A 15,136-nucleotide genomic window follows, 5' to 3' on the forward strand; every position below is an offset into this window, starting at 1 on the left:
TTTCGATCTGCATTTTGAGTGTGTTTTAGCCTATTACGCCCCAACCGCTTGTGGGTCACTGGTTTCTACTATGGACTCGTTAAGTAACCCAGCATACACACCGTTATGATCAACCAATTGTCTGTGATTACCGCGTTCAACGATTTCACCCTTCTCTAGTACCAAGATCATATCGGAGTGGCGCACGGTACTAAGACGGTGGGCAATGGCGATAACGGTCTTCTCTTTGAACAGCTTTTGCATCGCCTTTTGAATCAAATCTTCAGTAATTGAATCCACTGAACTGGTCGCCTCATCCAACATCATCACTTGACCACCTTGTGCCACCGCTCGAGCGAAGGAGAGCAATTGAGTCTGACCTACAGACAGATTCGAGCCATTCTTATCTAAATGAAAGTCATAGCCATTTGGTAGCTGTTGAACAAATTGGTCAGCGTAAACATAACGTGCAGCTTGCTCAACATGCTCACGTGAAACGTGCTCTTTACCGAGTGCGATATTAAAATGAACGCTCTCTTCGAATAGATGAACATCTTGCATCATTAGCGAGAAGAGATGCGCTGAATCTTCCATTGAAATATCGGACAGCTCGATGCCATTGAGCAAAATACTACCTTCATAATTCTGATAGGTTTTCGAAATCAAACGCATGATCGTCGACTTACCTGAGCCTGTAGAACCTACCAAGGCAATCTGATGACCTTTCTCTAAGACAAACGAGACATCTTTAAGTACATAGGGTGCATCCGGCTTGTAACGGAAGCTGACATTCTTGAATTCCAAACTCACAAAGTCACGTAACTGCTCTTCTACCTGATGTGACGGCAACAGCTTTCGCCCCTGCTCCTCCGTCGGCTCTATAAATAGCTCTTCAATATGGTCAAAGGCCGCAAACGAGCTCTGAATAGAGGCTATCTGCGAGGTAAAATCACGGATCGGAACAAAGACTTTCTCTAAGGTATTGATGAACGCAATCAATACACCCAAGGTTAAGCTGCCTTGTAACACTTGTTCTGAGCCGAACCAAATCATTAATGCGATGGTTATCGAGGTGACACCGGAGATCACCGAAAAAAGAATCGCATCGTACTTATTGATCTTCTTCTGTGCTTTTAAAAACTCATCGGTATAACCCTTGAATCTTTTCTCTACTGCATCTTCGGCACGATAAAGCTGAACGGTTTTCATGCCCAGCAAGGCTTCTTGTAAAAAACCAATTCCGCGCGCCAATGACGAGCGTGTAATCAGGTGCATCTGACGCAGCTTATTTCGGACCAACACAGTCAAATAGGTCACCGGTGGCATCACCACTAATACGATCAGGGTGAGCTTCCAGTCGATGTAAAACATCATCCCAATCAGAGCGAGCGTATTAAGTGTGTCTTTTACCAAACCAACCACAGACTGAATAAAAGTCTCGCCAATCGTTTCAAGATCGCTGGTTAGACGTGACAACGTGATACCAATCGGCGTGTTATCAAAGTAGCTACGTGGCAGTTTCAGTACACGAGCAAACAAAACCGAGCGCATATCTGTGATAGTCAGCTGTCCTGTCTTTCTGAGGTTATAAGCGTAAGTCGTATCAACCACGTAGCTCACAATTAAAGCCACAACCAGATAAAACACATACTCCAACAAGCCATCGATATTGCCATGACTCAATTGAACATCGATGACTTGAATGATCAACCACGGAAACAACAAACTTGTCAGAATGGTGAGCGGTAGCATCACAATACCAATAAATGCGGTGCGTTTGTACTTCTTAGCAAATTGAAGGAAGTGTTTGAGATATTGAATATCAACGCCTTTTAACATGCTGCTGCCTCCGCTTCATTTTGCTGTAATTGCCACGTCTCGTAGTAGTAAGGGCAAGTTTTAAGCAGAGTCTTGTGATCGCCTTTAGCAATCACTTTTCCTTGGTTTAAGACGATGATCTCGTCCATATACTCTAGTGCATTGACACGATGTGACACCACCAACACCGACTGGTTTTTCAAGCGTTTAAATAACCCTTCTAGAATCTTTCTTTCGGTTTCATAATCGACAGCTGAGAGGACGTTATCCATGATGATCAGATCCGCAGGCTCTAATAGTGCTCGTGCAATACTCAAACGTTGCTTTTGCCCACCAGATAGCATGATGCCTTTCTCTCCCACCAAGGTTTGGTCTCCCAGTTCGAGACGTGCCACATCGCTAGCGAGCTGACTAAGGTTAAGCACTTCGTCGACTTGCTCTTTAGCAATATCAGCTTTAGTGCTACCAAATCGAATGTTCTCTTCCACCGTTGCGGAAAACAGGTATGGATCTTGAGTCACGGTCTTAACATAGCGGCGCAAGTCGTTACGCGAAAACTCAGTGATATCTTTATCACCCAGAAATACACTTTCTGCCGCCACGTCTAAATGATGATTCAAGCAGTTAACCAGTGTCGTTTTGCCAGAGCCAATACTGCCGAGCACCCCTACTTTTTTACCCGACGGAATATCAAAACTGATGTCATCCAACACCAAGCGCTCTTCACCTTGATACTGATAGCTGAGGTTTCTTACCGACAAAGTTTGGCCTTTCAACTCTTCAACTTCATCGGTCGTTAACGTCGTCTCATCTAGCTCTGACACCTTCGCATTTAAAATGGTTTGTGCACTGGTTATTCCGACAATGCCACGCTGATAGATAGTCGCGATACGGCCGAGCTGCATCAGTGGCATAGCCAACAGTACCGAATATGTTAGGAAAGCCGTAATTTCGCCCAGAGTAAGCTCTTGATTAACCAACATGTAGCCACCCAAACCAAGAATCAGGATCTTCATTAGGTCATTGGCATAGTCTAGAACGGGCATAAAGAACACTTGGATGCGTGTGATCTTGATTCTGCACTGCAACAACATCTGATTCAGCTTCTCAGTCTCTGATCTAACCCACGGTGACATTTGTTGGCTCTTTATCAAATCGATACCCGATAGGTAACTCATCAGTTGCGCAGACAAGTTCTGTAATCGCTTCATATGCTCCATATGCAGCGACTTCATTCGCACAAAGCCAACACGGAAGATGACGAATGCAATGATAATTGGAATCACCGAGTACATGGTGAGTTCGGGCGAAATTCGCCACATCCACAACGGCGTTAAAGAGAGCGCTAACAACGCGTTGAAAAACTGCAAAAATCCAACACCAAACAACAAACGTACGCCTTGCAAGTCATTGTTAATGATTGAAATCAAACGTCCTGATGCAAACTGAGAGTGGAAGCTGTTTGGTAATCGGTTGAGCTTTTCCAGCAGCGTATTTTTGAGAGAGGCTTCGGTTATACGCCCCGGATTCAGCGCATAGATACGCGACCAGATCCGCACAACGATCATCGACACCGACATCACCACGATGATCGCAATATACGTTTTCAGCTGATCATGACCCGCCACCGACGCGTCATCGATAAGATCAATCGCCAACTGGATGTAGCGAGGGATTTCAACCTGCAGCCAGTTAACGAGAAATATGAAAACAATCGCAAGCAGGTAAGACTTACGATTCAAGCGCAGATAATGCGCGAAAAACTGAGACTTAGTCATATAGGTCTTTCTTTGAGCCTTTTGGGGAGCGTTATCAACCAGTGTCGATGAGGGTCAACGTTTACAATACAAAGGTAACTCAAAAGCAACTAGTTGACAAGGTCAACTATAATTAAAATCCCAAAACGGCTTAAGATGATCCAAGGCCTGATTTTTGTCGCTACCTAATCGTCAATGAAGTTAAACACAGGTCAGCAAACATCGAATTCATATAAAACCCAATGTTGCTTTACAACTCATTGAGCTTGTTTATTGATGAATTCATCAAGGAGTGCTTGTGAGCATAGTAAGTTGTTAGCAAATGTATTAAGACAGCCCTCACAGTGACCAATTAAAAACGGCTGAAAAATGTGATCTTATTTACACATAGTGCGATCAGCCCTTTTTCTTGTTTCAGTGGCAACTATTATGTATGACAATATTACATAATGAGAGTAACCAATAATGAACAAAAGAACCCTGATTGCTGCCTCTATTTTATTGTCTGTACCTTTAGCGAGCATGGCGGACGTCATCAACAATGGCGTCTCACATCCAGTGCCTGCGGATAAGTTTGATATGCGGAATTGGAAGATCACGATTCCTTCTGACATCAATGAAGATGGGCGTATCGATGAGATCGAAGGCGTTGCAATGATGAGCTACTCGCATGAAGACTTCTTCTTCCTCAACGAAGATGGTCACCTAGTCTTTGAAGTGCATAACAAAGCAATCACCACCAAAAACTCCAAGAATGCACGCTCTGAACTGCGCCAAATGCCACGCGGTGCCAACTTCGACAACATTCTTACCGATGGCAAACTCAATCAATGGTCGCTTTCTAGTCACCCAGAAGCAGAAAAATACAGCGCTGTCGGTGGTACGCTAGAAGCGACACTAAAGGTCGACCACGTATCGGTAAATGCTAAACATCCTGAGAAATACCCTGCACACTCAGTGGTAGTGGGTCAGATCCACGCGAAGAAACACAATGAACTCATTAAAGCGAAAACAGGCTACGGTCACGGTAACGAACCGCTTAAAATCTTCTACAAGAAGTTTCCAGGACATGAGTACGGTTCGGTATTCTGGAACTATGAGCGTAACTTAGCGAAGAAAGATCCTAACCGTGCTGATGTTGCGTACCCTGTTTGGGGCAATACTTGGGAAAACCAACAAGAGCCGGGTAAGGCAGGCATCAAGCTGGGTGAAGAGTTTAGCTACCGTGTCGAAGTAAAAGAAACCATGATGTATCTAACGTTTGAAACCGCACGTCATGACACCGTGAAGTATGAAATCGACCTAAGCAAAGGTATTGATGAGAAAGACTTCCCAACGGGTTACGCAGAAGATGATTTCTATTTCAAAGCCGGTGCTTATGGTCAATGTAGCGTCAACGACTCCCACCCTATTTGGGGGCCTGGCTGTGCAGGTACGGGTGACTTCGCAACCGACAAGAAGAATGGCGACTACAACAGCGTGACTTTCTCAGCGTTGAAGTTGAACGGAAAATAACCCTCTACTTTCAAACAAAAACGACCTACAGACTCAGTGTATGAAGGTCGTTTATTATATCGATAATTGCTCTTAACTATGGCTCCGCATCCGCAATGCGTTCAATACTTCTTAAATTATTCAAATGAGAGTCATAAAAAGGGATAGGCGCAGAGCCGTGTTGCAACGCTTTTTTATAGATAGAAGCGATGAAAATATCCGCCAGAGTGAATTGATGGCCAATCGCAAAACTTGAGTCTAGGCAGATCGACGGTCTCAGCTTATCAAGACTTCGAGTGATCCACTCTCCCCGCATTGCTCGTTTCGGCGCTTCTTCAAGGTCAGGCCTTAAGAAACCTAACACAGTCCGATTTTGTGGGGAGTGTATAGTCGAGTTAACGAATTCACATACCCTACGTACATCAGCTCTAATCTGCGGTTCGTTTCCCAACAACAAGAAGCCGGTAAATACCTCTTCGACGTACTCTACAATAGCCATAGATTCGGAAAGTACCACCCCATCGACAGACAGAGAAGGTACATATCCGAATGGATTGATCGCCAAATAGCTTGTTTGCAGCTCTTGAGAGGTCACTTCTACCCGATTGTATGAAATTCCTTTGTAATTCAGTGCCCACTCCACTCGTTCGGAGCTGTTCGAGCCAACGGCACTATAGAGAACCAAATCCATATTACCTCCTAGCTATTTCTGACCTAGTTGCGGTGCCCACCAAAAGGTTTTGCTCTCTCGGCGATCAAATCAACGCTGGAATTGTTATTGCTTCTGACTTTCATGCTTGCGGTGCTCTTTCAGTTTTCTGTCAAACTCTTCGGTGAGCGCTTGAACCTCAGGCATTAACCTTTGGGCCATTGCCTGGCTTGTGACCATCGACTCTTGCATCACAACAGGCATTTTACTCAGGATACTTTGACCCGTTTCTGAACGATAAAACTCTAACATTGCTGTGATTTCTTCTTCCGTAAAATGCTTGTTGTAGATGTTGAGCATCATTGGCTCAAACTGCTTCCAACTTAATTGTTCTTGCATCACTACACCAACTTTTTGGTAATACTCATCGAACAAAGGGCGCTCGGACTCCGTAATCTCTAGGTTCTGGTGCAAATTGTTCATCATATTCTGAATCTGGATATGCATAGCATCTACCATTTCATCCAGATTCATCACTTCTACTAACGCATCCACTTTTTCTTGCTTAGAGGACTCGGCTGCTGATAAATGCAAAGGCAATAACAACATCAACGCAATAACAACTTTCTTCATTATGTTCTCTCTCAATATACTGCAACGCATAAGTTTGACGGTACAAACCAAATTTTCTTCATGAAAAACATCCATAGTTACCGGATGATTCCCACTTAATTCATTGACAAAAAAGGCAATATTGAGAACATATATCATTTAACATTATAAAATCGAGCAAATATCGCTAAACATTACAAATATGCGACATGACGAATAATGAAACAAAAATTTGAAGGGGCTCAGGAGAAAAAAGGCAAGTCGACGAAACGAGGCTGGAGACCGTAAGAAGAATTGTGAAACATGATATGTGGGGTAGTACTGAACCTAACTACCCCATGTGCGCTTGTAAATTACAGCATCTCTTTGGCAATCAAATGCAGTAGGAAGGTCTCTCGCTCAATGCTCATGCCCTTTTTAGGACTCTCAGCCATGGTCTTCTCGTTATGAGCAATGGCCTCATGAATGTTAATCCAGACCGGTTTCATACCGTTCTTCACTTCATAATCTTCATACGCGGTGTCACCTAATTCGGTATCGATCTTACAAGTGTAACAGTAGGAGATCATGTGCATAATATCGGCGTCATCTTTATACCAAGGGCGGAACTCTTCAAAAATGCCAAATGGCTTAATACCATGAATATTCTGGGCCCCAGTCTCTTCTTGCAGTTCACGAACCATACCTGCAATAACGTCTTCACCCTCGTCTAAACCACCACCAGGAATGGTGTAATCATGGTATCGCTCTGTATATAGCATCAGAATATTCTCACCATCCAGCACAATCGCACGAGCTGCATTGCGCTTGTATACAGTTTGGTTATCTAGGTGTTCTATATCTGGGTGGATACTTGTTTTTAGGTGTCTCATTATCGTTATAGCTCTACAAAATTTGGCGGCATCATATCACAATCATGTATGGATTGAATTCCGCCTCGTGTCCGATGGTTTGAATCTAAACTGATATCCAATCCATCAAAAGCTCAATACACAAAAAGCCTTACACGCATCTTCATGTAAAGATGCCTATAAGGCTTTGATACTAAGTATAAAATTCAGGTTATCGGATAGTTCAGCTTAACCGTCTGCTGTAATTACTTCGATAAGTGCTTGTTGAACCTGCGCAGCTTCATCAACCGCTATTTGGCAAGTACCGGCCGCGATGTGACCTCCGCCACCATATTGCAACATCAATTCACCAACGTTCGTTTTAGAGCTGCGATCAAAGATAGATTTACCAGTCGCAAATACGATGTTTTGTTTCTGGAAACCCCACATCTTATGAATCGAGATATTGCACTCTGGAAACAGTGCATAGATCATAAAGCGGTTGCCCGCATAGATAGTCTCTTCATCTGTAAGGTCAAGGAAAACTAAATTCTGATGGACCTGTGCACAGCGTGTAACCTGCTCCTTAAACTTCTGCTCATGTTCACGATAAAGATCGATACGTTCTTTTACATCAGGCAGCTCGAGGATTTGATCGATTGTATGATTTTTACAATAGTCAATTAAGTCCATCATTAGAGCATAGTTAGAAATTCTAAATTCACGGAAACGACCAAGACCAGTACGGGCGTCCATCAGGAAGTTAAGCAAGTTCCAACCCTGTGCATCCAGTACTTCATCTTTGTTGAACTGTGCTGAATCCCCTTTATCAACCGCTTCCATCATCTCCTGCCACTCTGCAGGGAATGTTGCAAGGCCGCCATAATGGTCCCAAACCACACGCGCAGCAGAAGGCGCATCTGGATCGATAATATGGTTAGTGCGCTCACCCGTGTTTCGAATAGTTTCAGACAGGTGATGATCGAACGTCAGGTATGATGAAGGGACGTAAGGCAAGTTGGTTACAATGTCATTCTCCGTTATCTCAATGATGCCATCTTGCATATCTTTTGGGTGAACAAACTTAATGTCATCAATGAGGTCTTGTTGTTTTAACAATACAGCACACACAAGGCCATCGAAATCACTGCGCGTAACGAGTCGGTATTTTTGGTCTGACATCTTCATTCCTTTGTCATCAAACATTTCAAGCTAAGATAACCGCACAGAATATCTATAATCAAGACATTCACTTACCCCATATGCAAGCAATATAAGTAAGCTTGATCCAACACTCAAAATCCGCCTAAATCTGAGGGATTATTACACTAATTCAACCTGTTGCTTAAATTATCACGGATTTTTCCTGATTCTAAAATATACTCTTTAGAAGAGCTTCCTAACCTTGCTAAGGAGATAGCATGAAAACAATTGGCTTGATGGCAATGTTCACTTTGGTTTTAGGGGGTTGTGCGAACGAGTACGACCAATACAGTGAGTCTGAACGTGTTTCAATGGCAAACCCGGCTGCCGTTTACTGTGTTCAACAGGGTGCTGAGTTAGAGACAGTGACAGAAAATGAACAGCGCACCACTTATTGTGTCTTCGAAAATGGTGATCGCGTTGAGCAATGGGAGTATTACCGCCAAAACCAAGAGCAAAAAGCAGAAAACTAACGCCTCTATCTCAAGTGGCCGAAGCGCCACTTGAACACTTCACCTTATCCTCTTGATAAATAATTACTATTTTTTAGCCCGTTGTTACTTTTGTCGTCGCTAAGCTTCTCTTTTTACAGTACGCGCCGCAAATGAACAGTGTTTTATTCCTGACATTCCTCTGACATTAGGCCATCTTCGACCTATAAAATGTGCGCTGTGTTACACTTATTTACAGATTGTTCATTATGAAAAGCCAAGCGAAAAACAGCGACCAAAGCTCGATGTCTTTAGAGATCCCTGAATTCAATATCTCTCAATCGACGTCTCAAGTCATCTTCAAGCGCTGCCAAACTGCGCTTATCGTTCTTGCCATCGGTATCATAGTCAACCTAGCACTGCGCATCGATTACGTCTTGATCGGTGGAGAGTTGAGTGAGCTCTCTGTCACCGAGGCCCTAGAGCAGTTGCTACTGTTGGTATCTTCACTGTCATTTATGTATATGGCGAAACATAACAGCCAAGTGAAGCACGCAGCCATGTTAATGAGTGCTTTTTTCGCTGTGATGTTGATACGCGAACTGGATTTCTGGTTTGATATTATTGCCCACGGAGCATGGGTCTACCCTGCTATCTTAGTGGCTGGTAGTGCTATTTTTTATGCGATTAAAAACGGTAAACAAACCTTAGATCAAATCGCTTATATTTTGGCTTCACCGCACATGAATCTTCTGATTACCGGTGTGATGCTATTACTTGTTTTCTCTCGTCTGTTTGGAATGGGAAGTTTCTGGCATAACATCATGGGTGACAACTACATCCGTGAAGTCAAAATCATCGCCGAGGAAGGGACTGAACTGCTCGCTTACTGTTTGATTGGCTTTGCTAGCGTTAAAACCGTCAACGGCTTTAGAAAAAAAGCAAAGCAATCATCTTAATCGCTCAGCGCCACCAGCGTGTATCCAGTTCTTGTTCCGGATCTAGATAGCGATTGAGCAAAGTCAGGTTAGTGTCCAGCAATGCGAGATACTCCCTGACTTTTTCTTTGTCTGCATCCACGGGAGTTTCTTCAATACAGGTTTGTAACAGAGGCAGTAGCGAATCTAACAAACTCAATTGAGCCTCCACCGACAGTTTTTTCGCTTTATTGATTGCCTTTATCGCTAATTCAGCAGGTACCTTTCTAGTCTGCACTTCTTGCCCTACAAAGCGTCCAGCCACCGTGCCTTCAAGATAAACACGATATGTCGTTAAGCTATCAATCAATAGAAAGAGCTCTCCTTGCACTGTCATATGTGGGTATGGCACCACAACATGCTGCTCAATATCTCGTTCAATATTCAGAGACACTCCCAATTGCTGACAACGCTCTTCAAGTACTCTAAGTAACCCCTGCGCGTCCATTAACGATTGAATCTCAAAAATACGCTGTAGGTGATAGTCATTCGATACAAATGTGACATTCAACGGCCGGCCGTGTTCAAACAGACCGCTGTCGATGAGTTCCGACGCCAGATTCTGAATATTCTCTATGGTATTGGTTGATTGTTTCTCTAATAGTCTCGCTTGAAGGTCTAAAGGAGATTCAAGTTGACTCTCAAGCTGCAAGAAATACTCATACATCACCTCTGCTTCGGACAAAGTTTGTCCCGGTGTGACACCACCACAAAATGCAACTGCTATTTTGTCGAATGAACGGCCAACCAGATAATCAATGGCAGCTTCAACTCTGCCCCTTCCTTCTGTAGTCAATTCATTCTTATTTAGCCGCTTACCCAGCACAACCAGCAGGTTTTTAATGCTCATTTAATGTACAAGTCTCGTTTTCGCAATTAGATAGAGTGAATTATGTATACAATACTTGTTAACAAAAGTATTTTTAAATTCTCATGAGTTGCTCGCAATAACGCTCACTATTGATGACAACTTTATAGGTAGTAAATGCCCATGAGTATAAAAACATAACAATATCATTCATACACTATGCTCATAAGAAGCGAGGTATGTAAAAACAGTTACACCAGAGTTCGCACTAAGCGAACCCTTCACAGGAAGTTATTATGCTGTCTATTTTTGATATCTATAAGATTGGCGTTGGACCATCAAGCTCACATACCAATGGACCAATGATCGCAGGGTTTCAGTTTACTCAAAAAATCGCCCCTAAATTGGAAGAAGTGGCGAGAGTACAAATTGACCTTTATGGGTCTCTTTCTCTAACGGGTAAAGGACACCACACTGACCGTGCTACGATTTTGGGTTTACTCGGTAATAAACCGGACACCATTAAAATCAGCAGTGCCAATCAAGCGATGCAAAAAGCCATTGAAGATAAGAGCCTTGCCGTTAGCGGTCATCATAACGTTCATTTCGACGTTGAGACCGACATGCTATTCCATAGCACCAACCTACCCCTGCATGAAAATGGCATGACTATCTCTGCATTCAATGCAGAGGGCGTACTGCTTGATATGGAAACCTATTACTCGATAGGTGGCGGCTTCATCGCGACCGAAGATGAGCTCCAAAATGGTAAACAAGAGCAAGAAACCCATGTTGAATTTCCTTTTAGCTCTGCCGATGAATTGCTCGCGCTTGCAGACAAAAATGGCCTCAGTTTAGGTGGCTTGGTTCTGCGTAATGAAACCTCATTCCAAGATATGGAAGCGATCAATCAGCGTACTGAACAGATCTGGAAAGTGATGTCACTCTGTATGCAACGTGGCTTCGAGACCGAAGGAATTCTTGACGGTGGTCTAGAAGTGACCCGACGCGCTCCTGCTCTACTGAAAAAGCTAGAAGCCAACGCAGCCATTGAAAACGATCCGATGGAAATCATGGATTGGATTAACCTGTTTGCTTTCGCGGTAAGTGAAGAGAATGCAGCTGGCGGCCAAGTGGTGACCTCGCCAACAAACGGCGCAGCAGGCGTAATCCCAGCCGTACTAATGTACTACCACCGTTTTATCAAAGAGCTTGATACTAAACAGCTTAAGGACTTCCTTGCTGTATCAGGCGCGATTGGCATCTTGTATAAAACCAACGCTTCCATTTCAGGTGCTGAAGTAGGCTGCCAAGGCGAAGTCGGTGTATCTTCCTCAATGGCGGCAGCTGGTCTTACTGCGCTGCGTGGTGGCAGTAATGAGCAAATCTGTATCGCCGCTGAAATCGCTATGGAGCACTCACTAGGCATGACCTGTGACCCAATTGGCGGCCTGGTTCAAGTGCCTTGTATTGAACGTAATGCAATGGGGGCGATGAAGGCCATCAACGCCTCTCGAATGGCATTGAAGCGCACCAGCAAGTGTTTGATCTCTTTGGACAAGGTGATTGAAACCATGTACCAAACAGGTAAAGACATGAACAAAAAGTATCGCGAAACGTCTTTGGGCGGCCTAGCGGTGATTCATATGGCCCCACCGTGTGAATAAATAACTTTGATGGTCAGCCTCATTAACTTGAATTGAAGCTACTCCTCACAACGGTAAACTAAGTTTCCAAATTTAAAACAAAGCCAGCCTTAGCGCTGGCTTTTTGTTCGCTTGGAAACGCCTTTTATAAATCACCGTCATTGTTTGTGAATTTCATGCGATTAATCCTTAAACAAATTCCCTTTATTAACTGAGGACTTAGATTAAAACCGCTCACAACTAATGAGACATCGCCCTGCGCAATCTTATCTTGCAATTTTCATTCATGAAAAATATCAATGCCAACATAAGAAAAGATACGGCGAGTTAAAACTCTAATGAGACAAATGTTTCAGTTTATGTCTTGCTAGTAATGATATTATAATTAGGTGATTACACTATATCTTAATATAAATGTGAGAAGAAAATAATGTGGAATAGATTAAATAAATCAATGATGTTCTGCCAAATGATGTTTGGATTATCATTCTATGGCGTACTCGTTAGCTTAACCCGTTTCTTCCTTGAAGACCTAAACTACAACGAAGCAGATACCATGATGATCGTGGGTGCCTTTTCCGCGATTGGTCCTCTCTTTGCTATCGCTGGTGGCTTCATTGCCGATAAATTCCTTGGTGCTTACCGCTCTCTTACTATCAGTTTCTTAGCATTCGCGTCTGGTTACGCTCTTTTAGTTCTAGGCGCATCGGCAACCAACGTTCCACTTTCTATGTGTGGTATCGCACTAGCAAGTTACGGTCGTGGTTTGATGTCTCCTTCTTACCCGAGCCTATACAAGCGCACTTTCAATTCTCAAGAAGACTTTGAGAAAGGCTACCCAATCAACTACTCAATCAACAATGTGGGTGCTTTCTTAGGTCAATACCTATTCCCAATGATTGTGCTGGTTATTGGCTTCCACGGTGGTTTCGCTATCTCAGGCATCATGGCAGCAGCGGCGCTAGGTATGCTTATTATGAGCCGTAAAGGCCTTGTTGAAGTCGGTGCAGAGTTAGACCAAAAAGCAGTTCCGGCAAAAAACTGGGCAATGTTTGGTGCACTTTCAGTCGCGATGATCGGTCTTGTATTCTTCATGTTCTCTAACATGGATGTCGGCCAAAACATCGTTTACGCCATTGGTGGTGCAGCTATCCTTTACTTCGTGTCTCTGATGTTCAAAGCGAGCAAAGCTGAGTCTCTGAAGATGGGTACTATCTTAATCATCACTTTCCTAACTACATGTTTCTTCGTTTACTACGGTCAGATGATGACCTCGATGAACATGGTAGCGATCAACACGCTGAAAGGTTCTCTATTTGGCTTCATTCCGCTAGAACCTGAAGCGGCAATGGCGATGAACCCGCTATGGTGTATGGTTGGTGGCCCTATCGTTGCTGGCTTCTTCGGCATGCTAGAGAAACGCGATGTTCACCTATCTACAGCAACCAAAGTAGCATTGGCGTTCGTGCTGACTGCAATTGCATTTGGTATCCTAACGTTTGCTGTAACAACGGTTGGCGAAGACGTGATTATCCGTCCAGAGATCTTCCTAGCGATTCACTTCTTCCAAGCAATTGCTGAAGTTATCGTAGGCTCAATGGTTGTTGCCTTCATCCTATCTGTAGCGCCTAAGCACATTGAGAACTTCTCTGTAAGTCTATTCTCTGTTGCTATCGCTCTGTCGGGTATCGTGGGTGCCGTATTCTCTACGTCAATCGCGTTAGAGAAAGGTCAAGAGATCACTCAAGAGATCGTTCAAACGGTTTACGGCGACTACTTCCAGCTTCTAACAGTGTTGGCAGTAGTGATGGTTGTTATCGCTATGGCGGCATCGTTCGTGATTCGTAAGATGCTAGATGCAGCAAAAAATGCAGAGCAAGCGGTTGAGCTAGAAGAAGCGAAAAGCTAACTCCAGTCACCAACCTGCACAGTAATTACAGTATGTAATTACGCCACTAACGCCCTAATACCTGATTAGGGCGTTTTTTTATCTCCCCCATTATTCACGCCTCTTTGTTCTCAAAAAATTTATGCCAAAATTGCATGACGTAAATCCATGTAAATGATAACCATTTCTATTGAGTCATTTAATGAAGGCTACTATGATAGTTAGCTTATAAAGAAAGAGAGTCCACTATGAGTAAGCCAAGTCCTATCCAAGTTACTGTTACAAGTACCCAAACCATCACTCCAAATATGCAGCGCATCACCTTAAGCGGTGATGGCCTAAGTCGCTTCCCGAATGACTGTGAAGGTGGTTACATTAAGCTATTGTTTAACGAGATAGGTGGCACAGACTTAACAACTCTCGATGAAGGGCAACGTCCAACCATGCGTACCTACACGATTCGTGAGTTCAACCCAGAGGTGCCTTCAATTGACGTCGACTTTGTTCGTCACAACACCGTGGATTTACAGTGTGGTTTTGCTGCTCGCTGGGCGATGAATGTACAGGAAGGTGAAACCATTACCATTGGTGGCCCAGGACTCATTCAAGGATTAAACAAAGACGCTGATTGGTTCTTCTTAGCTGCGGATATGACTTCTCTGCCTGCTCTTTCGGCAAAAGTAAAAAGCCTACCGCGTGATGCAAAAGGTTACGCTGTTATTCAAATCACCTCAGAGCAAGATAAACAGCCATTGGACGCACCAAATCATCTTGAGATCATCTGGTTGGTAGAGTCGGATCAAACGCCATCACTGTCCGATAAAGTTCAAGAACTCACTTGGCTTGAAGGCACTGCTGCAGTATGGACAGCATGTGAATTCGAGAACATGCGAGCACTGCGCCAATACTTCCGTAACGAGAAGGAAGTGGCTAAAGAGAATATCTACATCAGCAGCTATTGGAAACGTGGCGTTAGCGAAGATGGTCACAAGGTTCTAAAAATGGAAGATGCTAAAGCGCAAGCAGACGCTTAAGCCAACCCCC

Annotated in this window: 13 protein-coding genes; 6 read left to right on the forward strand and 7 right to left on the reverse strand. The window is 43.7% G+C overall.

Annotated elements, in window-relative coordinates:
- Positions 1 to 33 precede the first annotated feature (33 nt).
- The gene (locus tag L1D60_RS06535) at positions 34 to 1,818 is read right to left on the reverse strand and encodes an ABC transporter ATP-binding protein (protein ID WP_239840284.1); all 1,785 of its coding nucleotides are present in this window, start codon (positions 1,816 to 1,818) and stop codon (positions 34 to 36) included.
- Positions 1,812 to 3,575 (reverse strand): ABC transporter ATP-binding protein, encoded by a 1,764-nt coding sequence (locus tag L1D60_RS06540; RefSeq protein ID WP_239840285.1) that lies wholly within the window; start codon positions 3,573 to 3,575, stop codon positions 1,812 to 1,814. The genes L1D60_RS06535 and L1D60_RS06540 overlap by 7 nt, the downstream gene beginning before the upstream one ends.
- A gap of 444 nt (positions 3,576 to 4,019) precedes the next feature.
- On the opposite strand from L1D60_RS06540, the gene L1D60_RS06545 reads away from it, so the two are divergent.
- Positions 4,020 to 5,069, forward strand: a complete 1,050-nt coding sequence (locus L1D60_RS06545; RefSeq protein ID WP_239840286.1) for a polysaccharide lyase family 7 protein — start codon at positions 4,020 to 4,022, stop codon at positions 5,067 to 5,069.
- A gap of 76 nt (positions 5,070 to 5,145) precedes the next feature.
- Here the strand turns inward: L1D60_RS06545 and L1D60_RS06550 are convergent, their stop codons facing one another.
- From L1D60_RS06550 to L1D60_RS06565, 4 genes are all read right to left on the reverse strand, one after another.
- Positions 5,146 to 5,739 carry a glutathione S-transferase family protein gene (locus tag L1D60_RS06550; protein WP_239840287.1) on the reverse strand — a complete coding sequence of 198 codons (594 nt, stop codon included), beginning with the start codon at positions 5,737 to 5,739 and terminating at the stop codon, positions 5,146 to 5,148.
- An 84-nt stretch (positions 5,740 to 5,823) separates the two neighbouring features.
- The gene (locus tag L1D60_RS06555) at positions 5,824 to 6,330 is read right to left on the reverse strand and encodes a DUF2059 domain-containing protein (protein WP_239840288.1); all 507 of its coding nucleotides are present in this window, start codon (positions 6,328 to 6,330) and stop codon (positions 5,824 to 5,826) included.
- 332 nt (positions 6,331 to 6,662) lie between these two features.
- On the reverse strand, positions 6,663 to 7,181 hold the full coding sequence (locus L1D60_RS06560; RefSeq protein ID WP_239840289.1) for an NUDIX hydrolase: 519 nt from the start codon (positions 7,179 to 7,181) through the stop codon (positions 6,663 to 6,665).
- Between the two features lie 207 nt (positions 7,182 to 7,388).
- The gene (locus L1D60_RS06565; protein ID WP_239840290.1) at positions 7,389 to 8,321 is read right to left on the reverse strand and encodes an exopolyphosphatase; all 933 of its coding nucleotides are present in this window, start codon (positions 8,319 to 8,321) and stop codon (positions 7,389 to 7,391) included.
- A gap of 239 nt (positions 8,322 to 8,560) precedes the next feature.
- Between L1D60_RS06565 and L1D60_RS06570 the strand changes: the two genes are divergently transcribed.
- Both L1D60_RS06570 and L1D60_RS06575 read left to right on the forward strand, forming a co-directional pair.
- Positions 8,561 to 8,815 (forward strand): DUF333 domain-containing protein, encoded by a 255-nt coding sequence (locus tag L1D60_RS06570; RefSeq protein ID WP_239840291.1) that lies wholly within the window; start codon positions 8,561 to 8,563, stop codon positions 8,813 to 8,815.
- A gap of 227 nt (positions 8,816 to 9,042) precedes the next feature.
- Positions 9,043 to 9,732 carry a hypothetical protein gene (locus L1D60_RS06575; protein WP_239840292.1) on the forward strand — a complete coding sequence of 230 codons (690 nt, stop codon included), beginning with the start codon at positions 9,043 to 9,045 and terminating at the stop codon, positions 9,730 to 9,732.
- A 4-nt stretch (positions 9,733 to 9,736) separates the two neighbouring features.
- Here L1D60_RS06575 and L1D60_RS06580 read toward each other — a convergent pair whose 3' ends face one another.
- Complete coding sequence (locus tag L1D60_RS06580) at positions 9,737 to 10,600, reverse strand: ElyC/SanA/YdcF family protein (protein WP_239840293.1); 864 nt, start codon at positions 10,598 to 10,600, stop codon at positions 9,737 to 9,739.
- Positions 10,601 to 10,854: 254 nt separating this feature from the next.
- On the opposite strand from L1D60_RS06580, the gene L1D60_RS06585 reads away from it, so the two are divergent.
- From L1D60_RS06585 to L1D60_RS06595, 3 genes are all read left to right on the forward strand, one after another.
- On the forward strand, positions 10,855 to 12,225 hold the full coding sequence (locus L1D60_RS06585) for an L-serine ammonia-lyase (RefSeq protein ID WP_239840294.1): 1,371 nt from the start codon (positions 10,855 to 10,857) through the stop codon (positions 12,223 to 12,225).
- A 409-nt stretch (positions 12,226 to 12,634) separates the two neighbouring features.
- The gene (locus L1D60_RS06590) at positions 12,635 to 14,113 is read left to right on the forward strand and encodes a peptide MFS transporter (RefSeq protein WP_239840295.1); all 1,479 of its coding nucleotides are present in this window, start codon (positions 12,635 to 12,637) and stop codon (positions 14,111 to 14,113) included.
- 227 nt (positions 14,114 to 14,340) lie between these two features.
- On the forward strand, positions 14,341 to 15,126 hold the full coding sequence (locus L1D60_RS06595) for a siderophore-interacting protein (RefSeq protein WP_239840296.1): 786 nt from the start codon (positions 14,341 to 14,343) through the stop codon (positions 15,124 to 15,126).
- Positions 15,127 to 15,136: the final 10 nt, after the last annotated feature.

This window comes from Vibrio sp. Isolate30 (assembly GCF_022397975.1).
Classification (GTDB): Bacteria; Pseudomonadota; Gammaproteobacteria; order Enterobacterales; family Vibrionaceae; genus Vibrio; species Vibrio fortis.

Excerpts from the sequence above, each read along its gene's own strand:
- L1D60_RS06535 (WP_239840284.1), bottom strand. The coding sequence starts at position 1,818 with ATGTTAAAAGGCGTTGATATTCAATATCTCAAACACTTCCTTCAATTT.
- L1D60_RS06540 (WP_239840285.1), bottom strand. The coding sequence starts at position 3,575 with ATGACTAAGTCTCAGTTTTTCGCGCATTATCTGCGCTTGAATCGTAAG.
- L1D60_RS06545 (WP_239840286.1), top strand. The coding sequence starts at position 4,020 with ATGAACAAAAGAACCCTGATTGCTGCCTCTATTTTATTGTCTGTACCT.
- L1D60_RS06550 (WP_239840287.1), bottom strand. The coding sequence starts at position 5,739 with ATGGATTTGGTTCTCTATAGTGCCGTTGGCTCGAACAGCTCCGAACGA.
- L1D60_RS06555 (WP_239840288.1), bottom strand. The coding sequence starts at position 6,330 with ATGAAGAAAGTTGTTATTGCGTTGATGTTGTTATTGCCTTTGCATTTA.
- L1D60_RS06560 (WP_239840289.1), bottom strand. The coding sequence starts at position 7,181 with ATGAGACACCTAAAAACAAGTATCCACCCAGATATAGAACACCTAGAT.
- L1D60_RS06565 (WP_239840290.1), bottom strand. The coding sequence starts at position 8,321 with ATGTCAGACCAAAAATACCGACTCGTTACGCGCAGTGATTTCGATGGC.
- L1D60_RS06570 (WP_239840291.1), top strand. The coding sequence starts at position 8,561 with ATGAAAACAATTGGCTTGATGGCAATGTTCACTTTGGTTTTAGGGGGT.
- L1D60_RS06575 (WP_239840292.1), top strand. The coding sequence starts at position 9,043 with ATGAAAAGCCAAGCGAAAAACAGCGACCAAAGCTCGATGTCTTTAGAG.
- L1D60_RS06580 (WP_239840293.1), bottom strand. The coding sequence starts at position 10,600 with ATGAGCATTAAAAACCTGCTGGTTGTGCTGGGTAAGCGGCTAAATAAG.
- L1D60_RS06585 (WP_239840294.1), top strand. The coding sequence starts at position 10,855 with ATGCTGTCTATTTTTGATATCTATAAGATTGGCGTTGGACCATCAAGC.
- L1D60_RS06590 (WP_239840295.1), top strand. The coding sequence starts at position 12,635 with ATGTGGAATAGATTAAATAAATCAATGATGTTCTGCCAAATGATGTTT.
- L1D60_RS06595 (WP_239840296.1), top strand. The coding sequence starts at position 14,341 with ATGAGTAAGCCAAGTCCTATCCAAGTTACTGTTACAAGTACCCAAACC.